The sequence below is a fragment of the bacterium genome, assembly GCA_029210965.1.
GTDB lineage: Bacteria > BMS3Abin14 > BMS3Abin14 > BMS3Abin14 > BMS3Abin14 > JALHUC01.
Genome location: JARGFZ010000010.1, coordinates 21,758 through 45,225 on the forward strand (window position 1 = coordinate 21,758; position 23,468 = coordinate 45,225).

24 protein-coding genes and 1 tRNA gene are annotated in these 23,468 nt (G+C 52.7%); 15 read left to right on the forward strand and 10 right to left on the reverse strand.

Annotation, left to right across the window (positions count from 1 at the left end; genetic code table 11):
- The first annotated feature begins 16 nt into the window (after positions 1-16).
- The gene (gene ugpC / locus P1S59_05955) at positions 17-1,129 is read left to right on the forward strand and encodes a sn-glycerol-3-phosphate ABC transporter ATP-binding protein UgpC (protein MDF1525793.1); all 1,113 of its coding nucleotides are present in this window, start codon (positions 17-19) and stop codon (positions 1,127-1,129) included.
- 168 nt (positions 1,130-1,297) lie between these two features.
- On the opposite strand, the gene P1S59_05960 is transcribed toward ugpC, so the two are convergent.
- From P1S59_05960 to pcnB, 6 genes are all read right to left on the reverse strand, one after another.
- On the reverse strand, positions 1,298-2,317 hold the full coding sequence (locus P1S59_05960; protein ID MDF1525794.1) for an SDR family oxidoreductase: 1,020 nt from the start codon (positions 2,315-2,317) through the stop codon (positions 1,298-1,300).
- A 79-nt stretch (positions 2,318-2,396) separates the two neighbouring features.
- Entirely contained in the window at positions 2,397-2,786 is a 390-nt protein-coding gene (locus P1S59_05965; protein ID MDF1525795.1) for a VOC family protein, read from the reverse strand.
- 432 nt (positions 2,787-3,218) lie between these two features.
- Positions 3,219-3,356 (reverse strand): hypothetical protein, encoded by a 138-nt coding sequence (locus P1S59_05970; protein MDF1525796.1) that lies wholly within the window; start codon positions 3,354-3,356, stop codon positions 3,219-3,221.
- Between the two features lie 45 nt (positions 3,357-3,401).
- Entirely contained in the window at positions 3,402-3,545 is a 144-nt protein-coding gene (locus P1S59_05975) for a hypothetical protein (GenBank protein MDF1525797.1), read from the reverse strand.
- A gap of 395 nt (positions 3,546-3,940) precedes the next feature.
- Positions 3,941-4,684, reverse strand: a complete 744-nt coding sequence (locus tag P1S59_05980) for a TrmH family RNA methyltransferase (GenBank protein ID MDF1525798.1) — start codon at positions 4,682-4,684, stop codon at positions 3,941-3,943.
- A complete protein-coding gene (gene pcnB, locus P1S59_05985; protein ID MDF1525799.1) occupies positions 4,647-5,918 on the reverse strand; it encodes a polynucleotide adenylyltransferase PcnB in 1,272 nt (423 codons plus the stop codon). The genes P1S59_05980 and pcnB overlap by 38 nt, the downstream gene beginning before the upstream one ends.
- 303 nt (positions 5,919-6,221) lie before the next feature.
- On the opposite strand from pcnB, the gene dnaK reads away from it, so the two are divergent.
- The 6 genes from dnaK (at position 6,222) to P1S59_06015 (ending at position 11,799) form a co-directional block, all read left to right on the forward strand.
- Entirely contained in the window at positions 6,222-8,129 is a 1,908-nt protein-coding gene (gene dnaK, locus P1S59_05990; GenBank protein ID MDF1525800.1) for a molecular chaperone DnaK, read from the forward strand.
- 78 nt (positions 8,130-8,207) lie between these two features.
- Complete coding sequence (locus P1S59_05995; GenBank protein MDF1525801.1) at positions 8,208-9,173, forward strand: TlpA disulfide reductase family protein; 966 nt, start codon at positions 8,208-8,210, stop codon at positions 9,171-9,173.
- 227 nt (positions 9,174-9,400) lie between these two features.
- On the forward strand, positions 9,401-10,372 hold the full coding sequence (locus P1S59_06000; GenBank protein ID MDF1525802.1) for a redoxin domain-containing protein: 972 nt from the start codon (positions 9,401-9,403) through the stop codon (positions 10,370-10,372).
- Between the two features lie 152 nt (positions 10,373-10,524).
- Positions 10,525-10,833, forward strand: coding sequence for an MTH1187 family thiamine-binding protein (locus P1S59_06005; protein ID MDF1525803.1), 309 nt, complete (start codon positions 10,525-10,527; stop codon positions 10,831-10,833).
- 184 nt (positions 10,834-11,017) lie between these two features.
- Positions 11,018-11,094 (forward strand) — tRNA-Arg (locus P1S59_06010).
- Between the two features lie 324 nt (positions 11,095-11,418).
- Positions 11,419-11,799: an FHA domain-containing protein gene (locus P1S59_06015; GenBank protein ID MDF1525804.1), complete on the forward strand. Its 381-nt coding sequence runs from the start codon at positions 11,419-11,421 to the stop codon at positions 11,797-11,799.
- A gap of 260 nt (positions 11,800-12,059) precedes the next feature.
- Here P1S59_06015 and P1S59_06020 read toward each other — a convergent pair whose 3' ends face one another.
- From P1S59_06020 to P1S59_06030, 3 genes are all read right to left on the reverse strand, one after another.
- Positions 12,060-12,836 (reverse strand): prolipoprotein diacylglyceryl transferase, encoded by a 777-nt coding sequence (locus P1S59_06020; GenBank protein ID MDF1525805.1) that lies wholly within the window; start codon positions 12,834-12,836, stop codon positions 12,060-12,062.
- Between the two features lie 124 nt (positions 12,837-12,960).
- On the reverse strand, positions 12,961-14,511 hold the full coding sequence (locus P1S59_06025) for a Na+/H+ antiporter (GenBank protein MDF1525806.1): 1,551 nt from the start codon (positions 14,509-14,511) through the stop codon (positions 12,961-12,963).
- 107 nt (positions 14,512-14,618) lie between these two features.
- On the reverse strand, positions 14,619-15,026 hold the full coding sequence (locus P1S59_06030; GenBank protein MDF1525807.1) for a hotdog domain-containing protein: 408 nt from the start codon (positions 15,024-15,026) through the stop codon (positions 14,619-14,621).
- 337 nt (positions 15,027-15,363) lie between these two features.
- Here P1S59_06030 and P1S59_06035 point away from each other — a divergent pair, with 337 nt between their 5' ends.
- From P1S59_06035 to P1S59_06060, 6 genes are all read left to right on the forward strand, one after another.
- Positions 15,364-16,638 (forward strand): citrate (Si)-synthase, encoded by a 1,275-nt coding sequence (locus P1S59_06035; GenBank protein MDF1525808.1) that lies wholly within the window; start codon positions 15,364-15,366, stop codon positions 16,636-16,638.
- 114 nt (positions 16,639-16,752) lie between these two features.
- The gene (locus P1S59_06040; GenBank protein MDF1525809.1) at positions 16,753-17,766 is read left to right on the forward strand and encodes a thiamine biosynthesis protein; all 1,014 of its coding nucleotides are present in this window, start codon (positions 16,753-16,755) and stop codon (positions 17,764-17,766) included.
- Entirely contained in the window at positions 17,741-18,034 is a 294-nt protein-coding gene (locus P1S59_06045; GenBank protein ID MDF1525810.1) for a Smr/MutS family protein, read from the forward strand. Before P1S59_06040 ends, P1S59_06045 begins: the two co-directional genes overlap by 26 nt.
- Positions 18,034-19,059 (forward strand): hypothetical protein, encoded by a 1,026-nt coding sequence (locus tag P1S59_06050; protein MDF1525811.1) that lies wholly within the window; start codon positions 18,034-18,036, stop codon positions 19,057-19,059. The genes P1S59_06045 and P1S59_06050 overlap by 1 nt, the downstream gene beginning before the upstream one ends.
- 21 nt (positions 19,060-19,080) lie before the next feature.
- Positions 19,081-19,446, forward strand: a complete 366-nt coding sequence (locus tag P1S59_06055; GenBank protein ID MDF1525812.1) for a hypothetical protein — start codon at positions 19,081-19,083, stop codon at positions 19,444-19,446.
- A gap of 102 nt (positions 19,447-19,548) precedes the next feature.
- The gene (locus P1S59_06060) at positions 19,549-20,139 is read left to right on the forward strand and encodes a hypothetical protein (protein MDF1525813.1); all 591 of its coding nucleotides are present in this window, start codon (positions 19,549-19,551) and stop codon (positions 20,137-20,139) included.
- A gap of 140 nt (positions 20,140-20,279) precedes the next feature.
- Here P1S59_06060 and P1S59_06065 read toward each other — a convergent pair whose 3' ends face one another.
- A complete protein-coding gene (locus P1S59_06065) occupies positions 20,280-20,492 on the reverse strand; it encodes a UXX-star (seleno)protein family 1 (GenBank protein ID MDF1525814.1) in 213 nt (70 codons plus the stop codon).
- Positions 20,493-20,778: 286 nt separating this feature from the next.
- On the opposite strand from P1S59_06065, the gene P1S59_06070 reads away from it, so the two are divergent.
- Positions 20,779-21,318, forward strand: a complete 540-nt coding sequence (locus P1S59_06070) for a 4Fe-4S dicluster domain-containing protein (GenBank protein MDF1525815.1) — start codon at positions 20,779-20,781, stop codon at positions 21,316-21,318.
- A complete protein-coding gene (locus tag P1S59_06075; protein ID MDF1525816.1) occupies positions 21,308-23,119 on the forward strand; it encodes an aldehyde ferredoxin oxidoreductase family protein in 1,812 nt (603 codons plus the stop codon). Before P1S59_06070 ends, P1S59_06075 begins: the two co-directional genes overlap by 11 nt.
- Positions 23,120-23,468: the final 349 nt, after the last annotated feature.

Below are 23,468 nucleotides of genomic sequence, written 5' to 3' on the forward strand. Positions count from 1 at the left end.
AGAACGGGGAGGCTATGTGTCATCATTGACGATCAAAGGTGTGTACAAATCCTTCGGGCACGTGGAGGTCCTGAAGGATATTTCTCTGGACATCCAGTCAGGAGAGTTTTTGGTCCTGGTGGGGCCCTCAGGGTGCGGAAAATCCACACTGCTCAACCTCATCGCCGGCCTGGAAATTGTCACCCGGGGGGAGATCTTTATCAGTGACCAGATGGTAAACGGTGTCAGCCCCAAGGATCGGGATATCGCCATGGTGTTCCAGACCTATGCCCTGTATCCCAGCATGAGCGTGCGAAAGAACATCTCCTTCGGGCTGGAGATGAGGAAGGTCCCCAAAGATGAGATCAAAAAAATAGTGAAGAAGGTGTCGGGCATCCTGCAGATCGAGGAACTGCTGAACAGGAAACCGGCACAGCTTTCCGGGGGACAGCGGCAGCGGGTTGCCATGGGCAGGGCCCTGGCGCGCAACCCGTCCATATTCCTTTTCGACGAACCCCTCAGCAACCTGGACGCCAAGCTCAGGGTGGAGATGCGCACGGAGATTAAGCTGCTCCACCATCGTCTTGGCGTGACTACCGTATACGTCACCCACGATCAGATCGAGGCCATGACACTGGCTGACCGCATCGCCATTATAAAGGATGGGACTATCCAGCAGCTCGATACACCCAGGAACGTCTACAAAAACCCCGCAAATCTTTTCGTGGGCGGGTTCATCGGATCGCCGGCCATGAATTTCCTGCCCAGCCAGGTGGTTCAGGTCGGGGACGGGCAAGGGGTCGTTCTGGATGTGGATGGAGGCCAAAGCTATACCCTTCCTGCCTCCCCAGGGAACGGTGCGCTGGCCAAGTGGGTGGGCCGGGAGGTCCTTCTGGGTCTCAGACCCGAGTACCTGTCCGATTCCCTACCCGACCAGGATGAAGAGCCCCAGGTCCATGAGCTGGAGTGCCGGGTGACGGTGGTGGAGCCGACAGGCGCCGATACCATCATTTTCGTCAAGATCAACGGCGTGAAGGTCACCTGCCGCGTTCACCCGGACAGTGCCGGGAAGCCGGGTGAGACCATGAAATTGGTCACCGACATGAACAAGGTCTTTTTCTTTGATCCGGAAACGGGGGAGAGAATATAAATCAGTGCAGAGTGCAGGGTGTAGAGTGTAGGGTGTAGAGGGAAAGGCCGTGATTCGTGAATCGTGATTGGTGAAAAGCATCGCCTTTATAGTATCGGTGGCTCCCCCAAGAGTTAAGGTTCCCCTCCGCGTTCCTCCGCGAACTCCGCGTTTAGTCAGCAGTTGATCTTATTCTGCGTTCTGCGTCCTGCGTTCTGCATTCTGTTGAGCCCATACCTTCAAAACCCTGTCGATCTCGGCGTCCCTTGCCGGGTCCACGACCTTCCGGACCGGGTCTTCCTCAAACCAATTCAGGGACCTGTGGATCCCCTCCTGGAATGGGATCAGTGCGGAAAAACCCGGGACAAACCGTTTTATCTTGGAGTTGTCGAAGACCATGCTGTAGCCCTTGTCTCCCATCAAGCCCTGGCCCAGGGTCGAACTGATCTCGTTGACTACATCAGATGGGATGTGGACGATGTTCACATCCAGGCCCAGAGTCTTTCCGATGATTCTGTAAAAGGCGTCCCACGTCCGGGCTTCGTCAGAGGTGATGTGAAAGATCTCTCCGACAGCTTCAGGGGTAACGAGGAGGCCCGTAAAACCTCTGGCAAAATCGTCGCTGTGGGTAATGGTCCAGAGAGATTGGCCGTTGCCCGGAGAGATGACCTTTTTGCCGTCCAGCAGCCTCCGGGCAATGGTAAAATCCCTTGACCCAATGGGAGTGGGGACCCAGCCGTCAGTATAGGTGTGTGACGGCCTCACGATCGTCACAGGGAAACCGTTCTTCCTGTGGTTATCAAGGAGCAATTCTTCGCAGGCGATCTTGCCTTGAGCGTAAGGCCAGTAAGGGTTTCCGACGGGGGTTTCTTCGGTGATAAACCAGTGGGGCGGAGGTTTGAGATAGACAGAGGCGGAACTGATGAAGATGTAGTGTTGCGTCAACGGTCCTAGGAGCTTGATATCCTGGCGCACATGTTCAGGTTCGAAGGCAACCCAGTTGACGATGCAGTCAAAACGGTGACCGGCTAAGGCTTTTCCCACTTGCTGCGAATTCCGAATATCCGCTTTTAAAGTAGTGACGCCGGGGGGTGCCAGGTCCGGGTGGCTTCCCCGATTGAGATGAAACAGTTCATGCCCCTGCCTGACAGCTTCCCGTGAGCAGGAGGAGGAGATGATGCCTGTGCCGCCGATGAATAGAATTTTCATTATGAATTCCGGATTCCGGATTCCGGATTCAGGATCGCAAATGAAAAATCCTCAATTCTCAATCCGCAATTCGCAACGCTCAAACCGTGATCTCCACCTTATTACCATCCGGGTCCAGGACAACGCTCTCGTAGTATCCGTCCCCTGTGCGCCGCGGTCCGTCCAGTACAGTGTGTCCCGCTTCCCGAAGCTGCTGCGTAAGGATGTCGACCTTAAATTCCGATCCCACCGAGAAAGCGATGTGGGCATATCCGGAGGAAGATTCTGCATGCTCCGGGGACGGTTCGGGTGCCGCGGCAGACCTCATCACCTCCAGGCGCGCCCCCGACGGGAAGGTAATGAAGTACGATTCAAACCCCTTTAAATCGTTGGCGTACTTGGGCCCCGCCTCAGCCTGGAACCATTGGCAGTAAAACTCCACCATGGCCTGCAGATTCTGTGTCCAGACGGCAATGTGTTCAATGCGCATGAGTCTATTAAAGCACGAAACGGGCGGGAGTACAGGGGAAAATCAGTGTTTGGTGACAAAGCTCAAAACTCAGACCCTCAAAAAACGGCAATATTTTTCAGGGATGAAGGGTTGAAAGGGATGGGGATAATCAGTGCAAAGTGCAAAGTGCAAAGTGCAGAGTGCAGCGTGCAGAGAAAGAAATATTCCAATGCGTAAAATCTAACAACTACCCATCGTAGCATTGTCCAACTTTTTGTGCTTTTCCCCGACACGACGATACGCCGATACCGTGTTTTTCACACACACGCACACACGCACGCACCCTCCACGCACGTACGAGATCTTCTCTCTGCGTCCTCTGGTGCGCCAGGTTAAACAGCTCTTACCGCTTTTTGCTGAAACGAAAAAAGGAGCCGTATGGCTCCTTTCATTCGAGATGTTGCTGATATTTTAGCTGATTTCCTGGGTTGCGCGTGACCGCAGGGCCCGGCTGGCTTTCAGAACACCACCAGCGAAGAGAGCTATGAACACGGTTGCGGCGCAAAATACCATGGCGACTACGGACAACATTGTGATGAACTCTAACATTTTATTTTCCTCCTTGGGATACGTTTATCTACTTAAATTAAAGGGTTATTTAGAATTTACATCTTTCGCTTCGCGATTGAATATTCCCTTTTTCATCCGAAGAAGCCCACCGGACAGCAGAACTACCAGGATAGTCGCGGTTATAAAAACCAGAGCGATTACAGCCATTGTCATCATGAATTCTGTCATTTTGTTTTCCTCCCCAACCTCAAGTTGTGTGGTTTCGTTTTCTGAGCTTGTGTAATTTATAACAAGCTCCGCTTGGCATGTCAAGCATTTTTTTGAGAAAAAAAGCACAAGGGCCAATTTTATGGCTCAAACATAGCACTAATGCGAACTTTCACAAGCATGGAAGGGAATTGGTCAGACCAAAATGAAGGTTTGAAGTTTGAGGTTTGAGGTTTTGAGTAGGGGGAAATAATTCAGATTTTGATTTAGGTGTTTCTCGGAAGGGGGAAGAAAGAAGGGTGAAGGATGAAGGAATTCATAAAATTCCTCCTCCCTCTCCCTCGACCAGGCTCGGGACCCTGAGCTTGTCGAAGGGCTTCCCTGTTCCTCCTTCAGATGATCGGGCGTGTTTGCCATTACTTGTTCCTTAGATGATACAGCAACTTACGGCAAACACCTCTGATCATCTTCACTTCACTCTCCCCCGGCCCCGCGCGGTTCACAAACTCCCTCACCGCTTTCATCATGTGATCCGGGTTGTCCTCCCACAGGAACCCCACCTCCGTGAGAAGTTCCTGAATGTGGGTATACATCCCTTCAACCTCCTCGAAGGAGGCAGAGTCAGGAGAAGCCGGTGGAGATTCAGGCTTGGCATGGGTCATGAGAGTGAATAGAACGAGCAGGACCGCCTGGGCCAGGTTGTAGCTGGCCAGTTCCCCATCGAAGGGTAGGGTCACTGTCGTATGGCAGAGTGTCAGCTCCTCATTGTTTAATCCGGTACTTTCGGGACCAAAAAGTAGGGCGGTTCCCCCTGAAATTGAACGGCTGAGGATCTGGGGGGCTGCAGTCCCGATCTCGGTGGACTGCCAATATTTTCTGCTCCTGCCGGTGGTTCCCACGAGGTACCTGGCTTCAGAAAGGGCGATGGCTTCTTCCAGGGAACCGCATCGGGGAGCCCTGTCAAGAATGTGGGCGGCCGAAACGGCCAGTTTACCGGCGGTAGGCCAGTCCTCAGTTTCAGGGCAGGAGATGATAAGCCTGGAAAATCCGGTGTTCCCCATGGCCCGGGCGACTGATCCTATGTTCTCGGGAATGGCAGGTCGGTGGAGGATGACCGTGATGTTATCCTGCGGGCGCGACGGAAGGGGGCTTGGGGCCACGTTTTCTCCTTCGACGGGTCCGCTTTGGATCGGGTTTTTGAGAAGGTGAAGGACCCTCAAGTTTCTGCCACTCACTGATGAGTTCCCTGCCTTCCGGGGTGGTAGAGGCCACGATCTCAAATAGGGTAAAGGCGTCCCTGAAATAGGATTTCCGCAGGACCGTACGAGGTTTGAATCTGCTTCCGCGAAGTTCGAAAAGACGGACTTGTGCCGCCAGGATCTGCCTGATGATATCCTGCATCCGCTTGGGTACCTGCATACGCCGACAGATCGGTAAAATGGCGTCTCGAGCCAGCTTTAAAAGATCGTCACCGGAACTCCCTCGATAGAGGAAATCATAATAGGGGTAGAAAAGGCAGGCGAAGATAAGCCATGGATGCGGGGTTTCGCCGGAGCGCAACCGTTTGTCCAGTTTTGAAAAAAGGTCGTGGTAAAAATTGCCACCTTCTATCCTGATGTGCTGGTCTATCTCGGGGAAAAGGGTCGAGAGCAGCCCGAGTTCCTGAAGACGGCCAAATGCGCTGGCCGCCGTGCCCCGACCCATCATGCGGATGATCTCCTCCAGAATCCTGGGTGTGGCGCCTTCCCATATGTCATCTTTTGATTCCCGGATGAGCCGCTCACTCTCAGAGTCAAGATCACAATCGAGCAATGCGGCGAACCTGACTCCGCGCAGCATGCGGATAGGGTCCTCGCGGAAACGGACTTCAGGGTCACCAATGCAGCGGATCAGCCGGTTTTCCAGGTCCTTCAAGCCGTTGACATAGTCGATCACCGAAAAATCGGAAATGTTGTAAAAGAGGGCGTTTACGGTGAAATCCCTTCGAAATGCATCCTCCCACGGTGTGCCGAAAGTGTTGTCTGAGGTGACCGGTCCGCCCTCCGCGTTGATCTCGGAAATGGTCCGAAAGGTTGAGACTTCAATGATCTTTCCACCCCTGAAATAGAGGTGAGCGAGACGGAATCGGCGGCCGATAAGGCGGCAGTTGCCGAAGATCTTTTTGATCTCATGAGGGTGTGCTGAGGTGCTGATGTCAAAGTCTTTGGGTTTTTTTCCCAACAGCAGATCCCTGACACCCCCACCGACCAAATAGGCGATATGCCCGTGACGATTGAGCCGGTAGAGCACCTTAAGGGCGTCGGGGTCGATACTGGAACGGGAAAGTGTATGTTCCGAGCGAGGAACGATGACAGGTTCTGGATGTAGGGTCGAATTATCGGATCTGCTGTGCATTACCCCTTTAATTAGGCCCATATGTCAATTTTGTCAAGCAAGTTGGCATTAATGAGAGCTTACGGTGCCTGCCTGTTTGATAAAGTTAAGAATGTAGAACCGAAATACCTCAGAATGTTGAATGTAGAATGTAGAACACAGGAAAAACAGGCGAAATGATCTTGACAGCCTTATTGAGATGATGAACACATTCCACATTCGTTCTTCATTGACATGGGTCATAGCGTGGTTATTTTTACACTCATTAGAAGGTCAATTAACCGTTTCTTTTAATATAAAGAGCATTTAAGGAGGTACAGAACCATGGCAAAAGTAATAGGGATCGACCTTGGAACGACCTACTCGGCCGTTGCTGTTATGGAGGGAGGGAGCCCCAAGATCATTCCCAACGAAGAGGGCGGACGAACCACACCTTCTGTTGCGGCTTTCACCAAGGACAACGGTCGTCTTGTTGGCCAGGTAGCCAAGCGGCAGGCCGTAACCAATCCGGAGAGAACGATCTACTCCATCAAGCGGTTCATGGGAAGGCGTCTAAAAGAGGTTCCCGAGGAGATCAAGATTGTACCTTACAAGGTGGATAAGGACAGTTCCGGTGGCGTGGTGGTCAAGATCGACGACAAAACCTACACTCCCCCTGAGATTTCCGCCATGATCCTTCAGAAGCTGAAGAAGGCGGCTGAGGATTATCTGGGCGAAAAGGTTACACAGGCTGTCATCACTGTTCCGGCTTATTTCAACGACAGTCAGAGACAGGCCACCAAGGACGCTGGCAAGATAGCCGGTCTTGAGGTGCTTCGTATCGTTAACGAACCCACAGCTGCGGCGCTGGCCTACGGTCTGGACAAGAAGGCTGATGAGAAGATCGCAGTCTACGACTTCGGCGGAGGCACCTTCGACATCTCCATCCTTGAAGTCGGTGACAACGTGGTCGAGGTAAAGAGCACCAACGGCGATACCCATCTGGGCGGCGACAATATCGACCAGGTCATCATCGACTATCTGGTAGTGGAGTTCAAGAAGGACCAGGGGATAGACTTGTCGGGTGATCCCATGGCCATGCAGAGGCTCAAGGAGGCTGCGGAAAAAGCCAAAATTGAGCTTTCCACTACCCAGGAAACCGACATCAACCTGCCCTTCGTCACAGCCGATCAGAGTGGCCCAAAACATCTCAACATCAAGCTGACCCTGGCCAAGTTCGAGCAGATGATAGGTGACCTTGTTAAGAGGACCATCGGTCCGTGCAAACAGGCCTTAAAAGATGCCGGACTCAAACCGGCCGATATTGATGAGGTGATCCTGGTTGGTGGTTCCACAAGAATCCCCATGGTTCAGAAGGCTGTTCAGGACCTGTTTGGGAAGGAACCCCACAGGGGGGTCAACCCGGACGAAGTCGTTGCCCTGGGCGCGGCGGTCCAGGCGGGCGTGCTGTCAGGAGAGGTCAAGGATGTTCTTCTGCTCGACGTGACTCCTCTCTCCATGGGTATCGAGACCCTGGGCGGTGTCATGACCGTCCTCATCGAGAGAAACACCACCATACCCCATCGCAAGTCGGAGACCTTTACCACTGCGGATGATAACCAGACCCAGGTGGAGATACATGTGCTCCAGGGTGAAAGGCAGATGGCTGTTGATAACCGGACCCTCGGAAAGTTTCACCTCATAGGACTTCCTCCCGCGCCTCGTGGAATGCCGAAGGTCGAGGTGACCTTCAACATCGACGCTGACGGTATCGTGAACGTGTCCGCTAAAGACACCGCCACCGGCAAGGAGCAGTCTATCAAGATCGAGGCGTCCACCGGCCTGTCTGACGATGAGGTCCAACGCATGGTGTCCGATGCCGAGTCCCATGGTGAGGATGATCGCCTCAAGAAGGAGACTGTCGAGGTTCGCAACAGACTCGATAACCTGGTCTACGAGGTTGACAAGAACCTCAAGGAGAATCGCGACAAGATCGATGAGGAGAATGCAAAAAATATAGAGGATGCACTCGAAAAGGGGCGTGAGGCCATCAAGGGCTCTGACAAGGGCGAGATGGAGAGCGCAATTGAGGAGATCAGCAAAGCCTCTCACAAACTTGCCGAGGTTCTCTACCAGGCCGCGCAGAGTGACTCTGGTGCCGCCGAAGGTGATCCGGCTCCGGATGGTGGCCCTGGCGGAGACGACGATGATGTCGTTGACGCTGAGTACACAGATACTGACACTGACGCGTAAAGCATCCCGAACCATAATTTTTCAGGGCCTGGCGGAGATTTACTCTGCCGAGCCCTTTTCTTCACAAAGGATAAAGATATGATCCCGGGATCATCCAGAATAAATCCGGTTTATAATATCTTAATGCGCCTGGGTTCCCTGGTTATTTTGTTCAGCCTGGGATGGCCTGTTTCCGCCCTGGCCATCCACGAGCAGAGCAACAGAGAGATCGTTGAAGGGGATATTGTCCCCTGGATGCCTGAAAAAACTATCCAGGGCAATGCGATCATGATCCCGGCGAATGAAGGGATCACAGTGGTTCTGTTCTGGGCGACCTGGAGTTCGAGGTCGAAGCAGGCCCTTGAGCTCTGGAATAAGTTCAAGGATGACTATGCTGATCAATCCCTGACCATTATAACGGTCAACGCTGAGCGGGATGAACTTTCCAGCCAGGAACTTCAGAGCATCGACCAATACATCGTGGAAAATATCCCAAACCTTCCTGTCGTCCTGGATGGAGGATTGAACCTTTTCAATACCTATGCTGTCATTGCATTGCCGACAGCTTTTTTCCTGGAAAGCTCGGGGAAAGTACTCTACCGGTACCCCAGTTTCCCAGCCAGCGCGGCCCTTGACCTTCAGGAGGAGCTTGAGGTCACCCTCGGCCTCAGGAAAAGGCAGACGCAAGAGGAAGAGGCCTCAAGAGGCAAGCTGGAGTATCAGCCGAAAAACAACGCGCTCCTGTACTACAATCTGGGTGTCCGGCTTTACAAAAAAGGGTTCAGGGAAAAAGCGCTTCAACGGATCATCATTGCTCTTCAAAGGGATCCTGAATACCAGGATCCCCTGCGCGCCATGGAAGGGATTTTTTTCGGCGACGGCAGGACACCAGAAGATGAGGCCAGGCTTAAGACCTTCCTGATGGAGAACGGCCTTGATGGCCAGGTGGACCGGATCGGGGAGGGGAAGCCCCTATTGATCGAGGTGCCTAAAAAGATCGATGCCACGGAGCGAATGCGTCAGCTCATGGAAAAAAATGCTCCCTCTCCAGGCTCTTCCCGGTAGTTTTGAGTCCAAAACAGTCAAATTACCGAATATTACATTTTGGGTAATTGAGCTCTTGTGTTCACAAGGGTTAATGGAAATTAAGCACACTCATGGCTTGTTTACGCAAATCGTGCATTAGTGAAAGGTTACACAATCGTAACTTCCCCGTTCCTCTTTTTGTACTCGACTGATAATATTAAGCGTTATGTGGTCATTTGAGACTGTCTTACTCAAGAGGTATGTCAATGAACTTTCAAAACAAAACAGCAATACTTGCGGTAGTGATCCTCGTTGCCACCCTGGCTGTCCCCGCCGTAGGCCAGCCGGAAAGAGGGATCGAGGTTGGTCAGAAAATAAAACCCAGGCAGTTCAGGACTATCGAACGGGAGAAAATAATCCTGCCGGTTGAGGAAGGGTTGACTGTTCTGTTGTTCTGGTCCACCTGGAGCCCTCGATCGGAGCCTGCGCTGCAGTTGTGGAAAAAGTACGGGGACGAATACAGGGACTACGGGGTTAACGTGTTCACTATCAACGCAGATCACCAGGACATGCAGCCCGAGGATGTTCAGAAAGTTAGGGAATATATCGCCCAGAGGGAGATCGATCTTCCGGTGGTTGTGGATTCGCAGTTGGAGTTTTTCAACGAGATAGGGGTCATTGTTCTTCCCACAGTGCTGTTTTTCAAACCAGACGGGACCCTGGATTATAAATATGCCAGCTTTCCATCAAGCGCGGAGTTGGATCTCAAGGAAGACCTGGAAGCGAAGCTTGGCATTGCCGACGAACCTACTGCCGAGGAAGAGACCACCCGCGGCAAGCTGACCTATCAGCCTAAAAACAATGCGCTCCTGTTCTTCGGTCTGGGGAAGCGGTACCACGAAAAAGGCTATCCAGAGAAGGCCAGGGACAAGTACATCGAAGCGCTTCAAAAAGATTCGGAATATGCTGATCCGCTGCGCTCGCTGGAGAGACTCTTTTTTGATAAAGGCAGAACGCCGGAGGCCGAGGATCGTTTAAAAACCCTTCTCACAGACAGTGGACTCGAAGCTGTTATCGGGAGCATCCAGGAGGAACCGGAGGGGATGGAAGTTGAGCAGATGTCCGCACCTGAAGCAACTGCCCAATCGGGTCAGGTGTCTGCACAGGCTGCCACACCTGAAGCAAAGAAACTGACCCCCATGGAGCGAATGAAGCTTCTTATGGAGAAGGGGAAATAACGTCTGGACCTGGACCTTGACCTTGACCTGGGTTTAGATACGGACTGGCCGTTTTACCAGGACCAGGACCAGGACATCGATTATTCCCCATTCCCATTCATCCTTCCGGATTTTACCTTTTAACATCACAATCAATGAGGTAAAATCCGGTCATGGTAATCGCTGAAATTACAGTCGTCCCTTTGGGTACGGGCACTCCCAGCCTCAGTCGTTTTGTGGCAGATGCCGTCAAGGCTCTCAAGGATACAGGCATCCGTTACACTCTTACCCCCATGGGTACTGTTTTGGAGGGAACGCTGGAGGAGGTCCTCGAGGCAGTACGCATGCTGCACCGGCTGCCGTTTAACCAGGGGGTTGGACGGGTGTCAACCCGCTTGGTCATTGATGAGCGGAGAGATAAAGATGCGACTGCTGCGGGGAAAGTGGCATCGGTGGAGAAACGACTGAAGAATGGTGAATAGGGGAGGAGGAAGGTGGAATAGATCTGCTTCTTCAATCCTTTACCTGGACCAACCCCGGTGATACCCGGATTTCCATTTCAGGCCCTGGTGGGCCTTGAGTTTTTGAGGGGACTGTTTTTTATCCTCTCCTCTTATCCTCTACCCTCAAGGGGTAGGAAGAATCAGAAAATTGGACTAAAAACCAGCGCGATTAGCTCAGTTGGATAGAGCGCTGCCCTCCGGAGGCAGAGGCCGCAGGTTCGAATCCTGCATCGCGTACCAGATATAAAAACAGCCCGCCAATCGGCGGGCTGTTTTTTATTTCTCTGATTCTATCGATGCAGGATGAGAACCTGATGACCGCAGGTCAAGAGTGAGTTTGTCCTGAGGAACACCGCAGGTGTGACGAAGGGAATCCTGCATCGCCATTGGTTCTTATACTCTCCGCATCCCGGTTTTGGTTCCCAACTCTCTGCTCATGAATTCTGGATTCCTTTTAATTCAATGTTTTGCTATCGTTCCATCTGACTGCTGACCACCCCTCGACAGGATCGGGACCCTGAGCTTTGTCGAAGGGTTAACTACTAGAGGACAGAGGACTAATAAATGGCCAAACTTATCGTCATGTTCAAGGATCAGACCCTGCGGGAAGTTCATGTGGGCAACGAGACCATCAAGATCGGACGGGATTCATCGAATCACATCCATCTGGAAAACCCGGCTGTATCCCGGTTCCACGCAGAGATCTACCGACAGGGCTTCCCCTTCTTTGTGGAGGACAAAAAAAGCACCAACGGGGTTCATGTCAACGATGTGCTTATTAACTGGAAAAGCGGCATCAAGGACGGCGACAGGATAACCATCGGGAAACACACGCTGGTATTCAGGGAGGAGTCGACGGATCATCCCGACTTACACCAGGTGAGCCTTACCGATATCGATGGCACTATCGCTCTGGACGGAGGCAAGTTGAGGAAGAAACGGTAAAAAAGGACCGTTTGACGTAAAGACGCAGAGACCCGGGGACGCGGGGACACGAAAAATCCTCGGGCTCTGTCATTCCGGGCAGAGCGAAAGCGATGACCGGAATCCAGTTGCACTTGCCTGCCACGGCGACTTGTCACGGCAGAGCCGAAGGCGACGACGGAAGTTCGAAGAACAAAGACGGGTCATCGTATGCCATAATCTGATCAAGGCGATCCCTGTTTTTGATCTTCTTCTACGTTCTACATTCCACATTCTGCATTCTATTTTTCACTGCGTTCTGCGTGCTGCGTCCTGGATCTTCCCCTCATCCCTTTCCATGCGATCCACACCCCGATCCCGAACACGATCATCGAAAAGTACTGTCCTGGCGTAAGTCCCCAATACAGGCGGTCCTCTACCCGAAGACTGTCAAGGTAGAACCTTACTGATGAGTAGAGGAGGAAAATCAGCGCGATGGGGAACCCCCGAAAAGGTTTATAGTTCCTCAGGCCGTATAATATTATTGTTAGAATGACCGTCCATAGCATTTCATAAAAACCAAGGTTGTGCCGTACGACCCCCTTCATGTCCGCCATGCCCAGGACAAAGTTTGTAACGCGGCCGGGGTGGTCAAAGGCGATAGTGCAGCCGAGCCTGGCGATGGCCCAGGCAGGGACCAGGCCGTAAAGGAGGGCTTCGAGATAGGGGTATGGAGCAGTTTTTTTTCTCCTGAGGCAGATCCATGCACCCAGCGCACCTCCGAAAAAACCGCCGTACGAGGAGATACCTCTCCAGATCATGAGCAGCATGAGGGGGTTTTCTTTGACAAGATGGTAGTTGTAAAAAAATGCCCAGAAAAAGTGTGATATGGCGAACCCGATAACAGCCGCCCAGATGCCCGCGGTGCCCATGATCTCGGTACCTAGCCCGGTTTTTTGGGCCCGCCGCAGGGTGAGATGATAGCCAACTATCAGTGCCAGGGCCACGATAGCCCCGAAGGGATGGATCTGCAACGGGCCGAAGATCTTTATGGAAGGTATGGAGAGGTTGGGGATCATGGTTAAATACCAATCTCAAATCTCATATCTCAAATCTCAAAATATGGTTTGCTGTTAATATTCATAAAATATATTAAGATATAAAGCCTCAGTCTGAGATCTGAGATCTGAGATCTGAGATCGCTTATCCTATTTCTTCCTCGCTCTCCAGCTTTTCAAGGCGGTCGTCAATCCCCCTCATAAGTTCATCAGCCGCTTCGTGAGAGAGGTCGCCCTGGATCATCATTTCGTAGAGGGTGCTCTTTTGAAGGGTGAGGGTCGCCTGTCGCGTCCTGTTTTCCCAGGAGCGCTGTACATCCGGGTGTGCCCCCAACTCCTCGATCCGAAACTGGATAATCCTCAACTCCTCCTCCAGTTCACCGGCCACACGGTCGAAGATCATTTTAGTCACTCTCCCGGAGGTGAGCTTGTTCTTCATTTCATCCAGTGCTCGCCTGATCGCTACCGACCGTGCTACAGCACGCTCATACTGTTCTTCTTCCACCATCCGTCCTCCAAGTCCCAACGCTCTGACCAGGGGTGATACCGTAAGGCCCTGGACAGTCAGGGACAGGAACACGATGCCGAAAACCAGATTGATTATGAAGGTTCTTTCAGGCATTTCCGGCAGGCCGAGAGCCAGGGCAACAGGGATCGATCCGTGGATGCCGCCCCAATTGATCACGTGCAGCCACCTCATTGGCAGCCGTTCTCCCGAAAGGTTGAGAAGGAGAAGGGTAGGATAGCAGGCTGCGGCTCTGGCAATTGTGACAATGGCAAAACCACCCAAAATGAAAGGCCAGATCGACCAGAGCTCGAATACGTGGATCTGGGTACCTATCATCAGGAATATGAGGGAGTTGATGATGAAAGCCGCGATCTCCCAGAAATTCTTGATCGCGAGTCGCGTGGTGGGGCTCATGGCAAGCCTTGCCCCCTGGTTGCCTATGAGGACTCCGGCCGCGACCACTGCCATGACACCGGAAACGTGGAGAGTGTGTTCCGCTACGATAAACGCTCCAAAGGCCAGGAGCAGTGTGATGAGCACCTCCAGGACATGATCGTCGAGGCGTTTGAGGAGGAGAAACGCCAGGTAACCGAAAACCACTCCGGTAAGGAGTCCACCTACCACAACCTTCAGGAAGAGAAAGACGGATGCGGTGACGTTTAGAGATCCGGAGGTGACAATGCCGATGATAACGCTGTAAAGGACAATGCCGGTGCCGTCGTTGAAAACCGACTCACCTTCCACGATCATGGACAGGCGCTTGGAAACACCCAGCTTTTTAAAAAGGGCCAGGACCGATATGGGGTCGGTCGGGGTGATCATAACCCCCACCAGTAGGGCCACCGTCATGGGAAGCCCTGTCATGCGCTGAATAAGGTAGCCCGCCAGGAACCCGGAGACCATGAGTCCGGGGAAGGCAAGAGCCCCGATGGTCTTCATGTTGCGTTTCAGGTCAGTCAGTTCAAAGTGGATCGCCCCTTCAAAAAGGAGGGGTGGAAGAAAAATGAAGAGGATAAGCTCCTCGGTGAGGCGATAGGGCTTTACTGCTGCCAGGCTGACGAGGAGGCCGCCGAACACCAGGGCGATGGTGTAGGGGAGCCGAATGTACTTGACGGCCACAGCGATGGCGGCCGCTACGGTAAGCAGGGTGAGGAACTGGATCTCGGAGGAGATTAATAAGTGGTCCATAAAGTATTTAATTCCGAATTCCGAATTGAGGATTGAGGATTAAAACAACCATCCGGCGTATGATCCTCCAGTTCTCAATCAGGAATGCTCAATTCTCAATGTTTTTCCTACTTATTCCTTGTACCTCTTTCCTTTTCCCTGAGCGAGCGATAAAATCTGTCTTTATCAATTATCGCCCGCTCTATCTTCCCCTCCGCCACCTTTTCCACTTCGTCGTGTACCTCGACATCGAACAGATATTTTACACCCCTGGATTCTATCAAGGTAACCCTGGCTGTAATAGACATGCCTGGTGGTGTGGGTTTCAGATGGTAGACGGAGATCCAGGTGCCTACGGAGATCTCATCGGGTCTCATGACTGTTTTCAGTGCATCGGTGGCTGCGGCTTCGAACATCATTGCCACCATGGGTGTAGCCAGCACATCGACACCGGTGTTCCCCATGGAGCTTGCAAGGTGTTTTTCCCCCACAGTAACAGTGAATTGTCCTGTTGCTCCTGGTTCCAGACGATTCATTTCAGCCCGCTCTCTGCAATAGATAACTTTGAGTCTGGCATGATTTTAGACCAGATCCAAAGTGTGAAACAAACCACAGGTCGCCCTGTGCGCCAAGGTAATCCGAGGTGAAAGTGAAAAACTGCTTGCATACAGCATAGTTTATACTGTATTTTGTATACAATTTTCAGGGTGCCTGTCTTAGCAATGTTCCCATGCTTCTGATTATCGTTTCTGGGACCCTGTCTTCAGCTTAAAACTTATCCGATTCGGGTTGTCTTTTATGGGGATACCATTATTTCAGTCAAATCTCAAACTGGGAAGCGAAGCTTTCTAAAATCAGGGAAGGAGTTGTGTTATGGCTAGCTTAAAGGAAAAATTCGGGGGAAGTCTCCCAGCTATCAGGGATGACATCCGAAACCTTGTGAAGAGCCACGGTGACGTTGTTCTTTCCGAAGCTACGGTCGCTCAGGCCTACGGTGGGATGAGGGGTATCAAGAGTATGATATGCGATACCTCGGAAGTCAGTCCCGATAAGGGTCTCATTATCCGCGGCATCCCCCTCCTTGAGATAACCGACAAGCTTCCCGAGGAGATATTCTGGCTTCTGGTGACAGGAGAACTGCCCAATGCAGATGAACTCAAGGGCCTGCAGGCAGACCTTACCGCGAGAGCGGGTGTTCCCGCGTATGTCTGGGATGTGATGAGGGCCATGCCCAAGGATGCCCACCCCATGGCCATGATCAGTGTGGGTATCCTGGCGATGCAGAACCTGTCCGAGTATGCCAAGGCTTACGCGGCGGGGGTTAAAAAGACGGAGTACTGGGAATCCACCATGGAGGATGTCCTTAACCTGATCGCCAAACTCCCGGAGCTGGCGGCCGGTATCTACAGGATCAGGTTCCACGATGGCAAATTGATCCCCCACGACCCCAAGGATGACTGGGGAGGCAACATGGCCAAAATGCTTGGCCTGCCCGATCCGGAAGGCAAGCTGGCTGATCTCATGAGGCTCTACCTGACTCTGCACTCTGACCACGAGAGCGGCAACGTCAGCGCCCATGCGTGTCACACCATCGGTTCCGCACTTTCTGATTTTTACTATTCTCTTTCCGGCGGCCTGAACGGATTGGCCGGACCGCTCCACGGTCTGGCTAACCAGGAGTGTCTGTCCTTTGTTCTCGAGATGATCGAGAAGTACGGTGGAGCCCCCACCGACGAACAGCTCACCGAGTACTGCTGGGACACCCTTAACAGCGGCAAGGTCATCCCCGGTTACGGGCATGCCGTTCTCAGGGTAACCGATCCCCGTTTCACTGCTCAGGTTGCGTGGGGCAAGGAGAGAATACCGGAGGATCCAGTGTTCAAAACGGTGGCCAAAATGTTCGACCTGGTGCCCGGGATCCTCAAGGAACAGGGAAAAGCAAAGAACCCCTGGCCCAACGTCGATGCGGCCTCCGGTTCCCTGGTCTATCATTTCGGTATCAAGGAGTTCCCCTTCTATACGGTCCTGTTCAGCGTTTCCCGCGCCCTCGGCGTCGGGGCCCAGCTGATCTACAACAGGGCTCTGGGTGCACCCATTGAGAGGCCCAAGTCAGTGACGACCCAGTTCGTCAAGGGTTTTGTGAAATAGATCCTGCGAGCGTTTGATCGTCAAAAAGCCCGGGCGGGGAACCGCCCGGGCTTTTTATTAGTAATTTTGCGTGCGTACTGGACGAAATGATGAAGTTAGTCTAATCCTATAAGTATGACTTCTACTTCTACTTCTACTTCTACTGGCACCCACGCCCTTGGTCTCCTCTCTGGCGGTCTCGACAGCATGCTGGCGGCAGAGCTGCTTCGCAGGCAGGGGATCAAGGTCACGGCGATCATTTTCCAGACCCCCTTCTTCGGGAGCACCAAAGGGGTTGCCGCGGCCACCCAGCTCGATATCCCCTACAGGATCGAGGATATAACGGTGGACCATCTGGTCATGGTCAAGTCTCCGCATTACGGTTACGGCAAGAATATGAACCCGTGTATCGATTGCCACGCCATGATGTTTGCAAAAGCGGGAGAGCTCATGGAGGAGCTTGGGGCTCACTTTCTTTTCTCGGGTGAGGTTCTGGGGCAGCGGCCAATGTCCCAGAACCTCAAGGCTCTGAAGCTGGTGGAAGAGGCTTCAGGCTACCAGGGCCTTATTCTGCGTCCGTTATCAGCAAAGCTCCTGCTTGAAACCGACCCCGAAAGGGATGGGCTGGTGGACAGAAAGCAGATGCTGGATATTCAGGGCCGCTCGCGGAAAAGACAGATGCAAATGGCTCAGGACTGGGGACTTTCAGAGTACCCTGCTCCGGGGGGAGGCTGCCTTCTCACCGACCCCGGGTTCTCGGTGCGCCTTGATGAACTGTTCGATACAAACCCTTCAGCAGACCCAATTGATGTGGAGAAGCTGAAACTGGGACGCCATTTTCGCCTTCCAGGAGGTAGTAAGGCTGTGGTGGGCAGGCATCACAAGGACAATGAGGACCTTAAACCGTTGATCCGTGCAGGGGACATTCAGCTGAAGCAAAGCGACGCTCCAGGCCCACTCACCATCCTTGATCCCAATGCCTCCGAACAGGATATTCTGGCAGCCGCTGCCCTGACGGCGCGCTACACGAAAGCCGGTACTTCCGGAGACAAGGTGTCTATTCTGGTGATAAGATCTGAAGTAGATGAAGCTGTTATGGAGGTTCAGCCCATGAGCCTCATGGATGTGGAAGAGTATCGTGTCGGATGAACAGGTTTGGATACCGGTAGATGGTGTCCTGGATCTTCACACCTTTCGTCCCAATGAGACAGCGGATGTGGTGGAGGAATACCTGCGTGTCTGCCTGGGAAAAAAGATCAGCCAGGTGCGGATCATTCACGGTAAGGGAAAAGGGATTCAGCGGAAGATAGTGCACTCCCTGCTTAACCGGTTGGATTTTGTCTCTTCCTTCAAGGGAGCAGAGGAAACAGCTGGTGGTTGGGGAGCAACTATAGTTACCTTAAAGGTGGCACTTTAATGACAAGATCAGCCGAGATCTTTAGCGTATGCCTGCTATTGATAATTTGCGTAACGCCAGCTGCTTACGGAGAGTTGGTGCGGGGCGGAGCAACCTTGAGTTCCGTGTCCTCGGTGGTCAAGATCAGCCGTGAGGGTAACGGTCTTGACTCGCTGGTGCCGGGGGAGATCCTTTATGTCTTCACGGATTCCGGCGAGCCTGTATCCCAGATCTTCGTAAAGGATGTTTTTTCCGATGTGATCCACAGTGAACCTTTGCCCGATGCTGTTGCCCGGCAGATCCGGGAAACCAGGACCATCCTGATATTCAGCAACCTCAGGGAGTACGGTGACTTCATTATTGCCTTTCGTAACGGTACCCTGGAATCTTTCGGTGACTTTATCACCCGGAACCCTGACAGCGAATTCCGTGAAGAGGCTCAGCGTATCTATGACGGCCTTGTGTATCGTCCTTTCAAGGTGAAAGGCACGCACCAGGCCCTTGAGGATTTTCTTAAAAAACACCCTGACAACTACTATGCGGGAAGTGCCATGAAAAGGAGAGATGATCTCCGCTACATACCGGTAAAGGAGGCCAACAAGATAAGCCAATACCGGTGGTTCATTTCCACGTATCCCGACAACCGCAACGCTGAAGAAGCCAGAGCAAAGATTGGGGCGATCCTTTCAACATACGAGGACACCAAACTGGAAGAGGTCGCAAGATACCCTCGTAGCCACCAGGGGAAAAAGGTCAAGTTTCCCGGCACCCTGCACAGTGCCCTGCCGATCTATGTCGAAGGTCCGGGAATTGGAAGAAAAACGGCCCAATTTAAAAGTCCCAGGAACTCCTCCGAGTATCTCAATTTCCAGGTAACGCAGAACGACATTGTCCTCTGGAGACTTTTTGCCAACAGAGAGGATGAATACGTTGTGAAGGTGGTCCAAAAGTCCGGGAAGGGTGATCATATCCTTGTCTATGGTGTTGTATTCGATACCCTGGGGGGGGCGCCCTGGATCGATGTGGATGACATCGAGAAATACTGAAGTACCGGGAGGAGGATAGCAATGGTCTGGTTCCTGTATGTGGTAGCTATATTATTTATCGCCAAAGGCAGCTTTCTTGTTCTGCACACGGAGAGGGCTTTAGAAATAACCGGAATGTTGATTGAAAAAGGCAGCCACAGGATCTGGGGCATCGCGGGTGCAACTTTTGGAGTCCTGCTCTGTGTTGCGTCATTCTGGAGCGGTGTGGTCTGGTTCCTCTTCCTCCTCGGGTTGATGTTCACGGGAATTGGCATATTCTTGTTCCTCGGTGAGAAGGAAAAAGTTCAGCCACTCCTCCGAACATGGAGTTCGATGTCAAACAGCGGCCTGAGACTTTGGGGGCTGATCCTGGTAGTCACGGGTACAGCGATTCTGTCGTGGGTATAGGAGAGTGTAGAGTGCAGAGGAACTGCTCTTGATTATCGGGATATTATTGAATGCCCTTAACTCTACACTCTACACATTACACTCTGCACTAGGCGAAGCGCTATGAGATACATAAGCATATTCCCGCAATATCCCGTCAGTATCCTCAAAATGGAGGAACTCAAAAGGTATCGCCAGAAGGTCATCAATGACCAGGTGACCGTTTCTTCTATCGTCAGGATGCTTAATAACCACTCTCCGATAATGAAGACCGTCAATGGGCACTACGTCAACAAGTCTTTCATTGTGGGGGTCCGAGACTACGATATCCCTGCTAACAGGCGTTCCAGCCAGGCCAAATATGAGAGGAGGAACCAGATAAACCTCTACGTTTCCATGGACCTGTCCACCATGGAGGAAGTTTCCGGGATCATATCAGTGCAGAAGATAGCGAGCACTGTGGAAGCCTGTATGGAAAGGGCTCTGGCGCCATGTGACCCAGGTCGGTTCATCGGTGTACTGACAGACTGGAATACGACGGAAAAGCTGGACAACATGATAGATCCCCGCATCCAGAAGGAACTGGACGAGGCCAACCTGAGCCAGTCCTTCTTCGCTGTAAACAGGAACATGATTAAGAAGTTTTCCCTTGTCAGGGAAATGGGTGATGAATCAATTGAAAAGTTGATCCAGCCATCCGGCAAGGTAGGATAGGCTGGATGGATGATCTCAAATCTCAGATCTCAAATTGAGTTAAACATCAACCACCAGGTAGTGGTTATGTCTGATCTGAGATCTGAAATCTGAGATGTGAGATTGATTTTTCCCCGCAACGCGGGGGAAAATTACACCCCTCACGTCCCGCCATAGCCGACCTTGATCTTTTCGCCGTCGACGATGACCGGGACCTGCCGCTTGCCCCCAGTGACCTTTAGCATCTCGTCCAGTGAACCTGGATCTGCAAGGACATCCCTGTAGTCGACCGTTCGTCCCTCTCCCTCAAAGGCCTCACGGGCCTTCACGGTGTAGGGTCAGCTGAGTTTTCCATAAATGATGACTTTGCTCATAAAACCTCCGTGAATAGTGAACTGTGAAAGGTTGATGGCTTCGCAAAAAGCCGATCACGGACTTTTTGCGACCCTGTCATGGTTGAAATCCTGAAAACCCCAGATTTCGTTTTTCCATTATAGGCAATTATGCGGATAATTTCAAAAAGCCATAAACACTACAAATAGATGCTTGACAAGTGGAGTGCAAAAATATTTCTCTACGCTCTACGCTCCACGGTTCTCTGGCATTCCAGTGCTCTTTCTGCTAATTATATGAACCTTTCCAAATCAATGGAGGTAATCGATGCATCTAACAGTCATCCCGGAGAGATGCTCCGGGTGCAAGATCTGCGAGCTTGCCTGCAGCGTTGGACGTGAGGGGGCCAACAACCCCAAAAAGAGCCGTATGCGGGTCATGGTGCTGTATCCGCACCCTGTGATCCGCATGCCCATCGTCTGCAAGCAGTGCGGCGTGCCCAAGTGCGGGGAAGGATGTCCCACCAACGCCATTTACAAGGAAAACGGGGTCGTGCACCTTGACCAGGAGAAGTGCATCTCCTGCAACCAGTGCCTGACCAGTTGCCCCTTTGGCGCCATGTTCCTTCACGAGGACATTGAGCATCCTTTCAAATGCGACCTGTGTGACGGCGGCGAACCTCTATGTGTCCAGGCCTGTCCCAAGGAAGCGCTCAAGTTTCACCCCAAGCACATACTGGGTCAGGCCCATCGCCTTTCGGCGGCACACAGCTACGCCAAAATGAGCAAGGTGGAGTACATGGACGACGGCCAGAAGAAGACCCTCAAATACGCGAAGATCACGAAGGGCGGCAGCGATGACCGTTAAGGGGGGTTATTTTTTTAAGATCCTGGAAGTGGACCTCACGTCAGGGACGAGCGAGGTGCGCCCTTTCGACGAGGACTTTGCCCTCCAATACATCGGCGGACGCGGTTTCGGCGCCAGGATCCTTGCCGACCACCTCAAGGGAAGGAAAAAGAGGATCGATCCCCTGGGGCCGGACAACATCCTTATCATCGCCCCCGGTCCCCTCACCGGCGCTTACCTCCCGGCTTCGGGCAAGAACTCATTCATTACTATCTCGCCGGCGACGGGTATCTACGGTGATTCCAGCATCGGCGGGGTCTTCGGTGTGGAACTTCGCCAGGCCGGTTATGACGCTGTGGTGATCAAGGGCAAGGCCCCGGTGCTGTCTGCCCTGAGCATCCAGGACGATACGGTCAAGGTGATCCCCATACCTCATGCCGCAGGGGCTACCGCCCTGGAAGGCGAGCACATGGTCCGGGAAGCCACCGGCGATGAGGACATGAAGATCGCCTGCATTGGGCCGGCCGGAGAGAACGCTGTCGTCTACGCCTGTGTCAACACAGACTGGAGCCGTAACGCGGGCCGGATCGGGATCGGCGCGGTCATGGGGTCCAAGAACCTCAAAGCTGTTGCTGTCAGAGGTTCCAGAGATCTTCCCATTTTCGACCTTCCAGGGTTGATGGAAGCCTCCGCCGAGGGGTACGCTCTGCTTAAGAGTCACGAATTCTTCAAGTTCTGGCAGGACCAGGGTCTCATGTCGGTGGTGGATTACGCCAACAAGATGGGGATCCTGCCCACCAGGAATTTCCAGGAAACGGTCTACGACAAGGCCGACCGGATGAACGGTTACATGATGGAGGACCGTTACAAAATCGGGGATTCGGCCTGTTTCGGGTGTTCCATGTCCTGCGGAAATGTATGTCTCGTCAAGGAAGGCAAGTACCGGGGTACCGTCACCGAGGGCCCGGAGTACGAGTCCGCGGCGATGCTCGGCAGCAACCTTGGTTCCTCCAACTTTGCCTATATCCTCAAGGCCAACGCCCTGTGCGATGAACTGGGAGTGGACACTATTTCCACCGGCTCCATCATCGGTGCTGTCATCGAAGGCCTGGAGAGAGGCTTTATCACCTCTGAAGATATAGATGGTATCGAGATCGAATGGGGGGACGAGGACTCCATCCTGGCACTTATCAACAAGATCGCCTTCAGGGATGGCGTAGGAAATACGCTTGCCGGCGGGGCCAGGGCCATAATCAGCCGCTGGCCTGAAATGGCCCGCGTCATCAATCACGTCAAGGGCCTGGAGCAGTCGGCCTATGACGCCCGCGGAGCCATCTCCATGGCCCTGGGGTACGGAACCTCAGATATTGGAGCTCATCACACCCGAGCCCTTACTGTCTTCAACGAACTGGAGACGGGCAACAACCTGGAGTTCGAGGACAAGATCAACTTCCTGATCTACCACCAGACGGTGAGGCCCCTCTTTGACATGCTGGGAGTGTGCAGGCTTCCATGGATCGAACTCGGGTTCCCGGAGGAGTATTACCAGCGGTTCTACAAGGCCATTACCGGCCAGGATCTGTCTATGGACGAACTGTTTGAAAGATCCAGACACATTTACGATCTTACTCGGGCCATCAATGTAAGCCTGGGCATCAGCCGCAAAGATGACTATCCTGCCCAGCGATCCTTCGAAGATCCGGTACCCTCAGGCCCCACAGCGGGTAAGGTCATCGACCGGGATGATTATGAGAAGATCCTGGGGATGTATTATGAGAAGCGGGGATGGGATCAGGACGGCAAGCCGGAGCTAAAGCTCTAGAACGCAGCACGCAGAACGCAGCACACAGGAGATAATACGACCAGAGCGGTAAGCTCTGGTAATCAGTGATGGGGAAATACAAAGTCCGGCGCGCAATGCTCCGGACTTGTTTTATCGCAATGCTTTTGTTTTGTTGTTCACGCTTTACTACTATTTCCCTTCCTCTTTACCAAACCCTATCACGATATACGAACCGCTCTTTTCATCCTGGCGAAGGCGGACCTGTCACGCCGTAGCCACTCTCAAATGTTATTACCTCTATTTGGTGCCTTCTTTACCAAACCCTATCACGATATACGAACCGCTCTTTTCATCCTGGCGAAGGCGGACCTGTCACGCCGTAGCCACT

Excerpts from the sequence above, each read along its gene's own strand:
- P1S59_05960 (MDF1525794.1), bottom strand. The coding sequence starts at position 2,317 with ATGAAAATTCTATTCATCGGCGGCACAGGCATCATCTCCTCCTCCTGC.
- P1S59_05965 (MDF1525795.1), bottom strand. The coding sequence starts at position 2,786 with ATGCGCATTGAACACATTGCCGTCTGGACACAGAATCTGCAGGCCATG.
- P1S59_05970 (MDF1525796.1), bottom strand. The coding sequence starts at position 3,356 with ATGTTAGAGTTCATCACAATGTTGTCCGTAGTCGCCATGGTATTTTGC.
- P1S59_05975 (MDF1525797.1), bottom strand. The coding sequence starts at position 3,545 with ATGACAGAATTCATGATGACAATGGCTGTAATCGCTCTGGTTTTTATA.
- pcnB (MDF1525799.1), bottom strand. The coding sequence starts at position 5,918 with ATGCACAGCAGATCCGATAATTCGACCCTACATCCAGAACCTGTCATC.
- dnaK (MDF1525800.1), top strand. The coding sequence starts at position 6,222 with ATGGCAAAAGTAATAGGGATCGACCTTGGAACGACCTACTCGGCCGTT.
- P1S59_05995 (MDF1525801.1), top strand. The coding sequence starts at position 8,208 with ATGATCCCGGGATCATCCAGAATAAATCCGGTTTATAATATCTTAATG.
- P1S59_06000 (MDF1525802.1), top strand. The coding sequence starts at position 9,401 with ATGAACTTTCAAAACAAAACAGCAATACTTGCGGTAGTGATCCTCGTT.
- P1S59_06005 (MDF1525803.1), top strand. The coding sequence starts at position 10,525 with ATGGTAATCGCTGAAATTACAGTCGTCCCTTTGGGTACGGGCACTCCC.
- P1S59_06015 (MDF1525804.1), top strand. The coding sequence starts at position 11,419 with ATGGCCAAACTTATCGTCATGTTCAAGGATCAGACCCTGCGGGAAGTT.
- P1S59_06020 (MDF1525805.1), bottom strand. The coding sequence starts at position 12,836 with ATGATCCCCAACCTCTCCATACCTTCCATAAAGATCTTCGGCCCGTTG.
- P1S59_06025 (MDF1525806.1), bottom strand. The coding sequence starts at position 14,511 with ATGGACCACTTATTAATCTCCTCCGAGATCCAGTTCCTCACCCTGCTT.
- P1S59_06030 (MDF1525807.1), bottom strand. The coding sequence starts at position 15,026 with ATGAATCGTCTGGAACCAGGAGCAACAGGACAATTCACTGTTACTGTG.
- P1S59_06035 (MDF1525808.1), top strand. The coding sequence starts at position 15,364 with ATGGCTAGCTTAAAGGAAAAATTCGGGGGAAGTCTCCCAGCTATCAGG.
- P1S59_06040 (MDF1525809.1), top strand. The coding sequence starts at position 16,753 with ATGACTTCTACTTCTACTTCTACTTCTACTGGCACCCACGCCCTTGGT.
- P1S59_06045 (MDF1525810.1), top strand. The coding sequence starts at position 17,741 with ATGTGGAAGAGTATCGTGTCGGATGAACAGGTTTGGATACCGGTAGAT.
- P1S59_06050 (MDF1525811.1), top strand. The coding sequence starts at position 18,034 with ATGACAAGATCAGCCGAGATCTTTAGCGTATGCCTGCTATTGATAATT.
- P1S59_06055 (MDF1525812.1), top strand. The coding sequence starts at position 19,081 with ATGGTCTGGTTCCTGTATGTGGTAGCTATATTATTTATCGCCAAAGGC.
- P1S59_06060 (MDF1525813.1), top strand. The coding sequence starts at position 19,549 with ATGAGATACATAAGCATATTCCCGCAATATCCCGTCAGTATCCTCAAA.
- P1S59_06070 (MDF1525815.1), top strand. The coding sequence starts at position 20,779 with ATGCATCTAACAGTCATCCCGGAGAGATGCTCCGGGTGCAAGATCTGC.
- P1S59_06075 (MDF1525816.1), top strand. The coding sequence starts at position 21,308 with ATGACCGTTAAGGGGGGTTATTTTTTTAAGATCCTGGAAGTGGACCTC.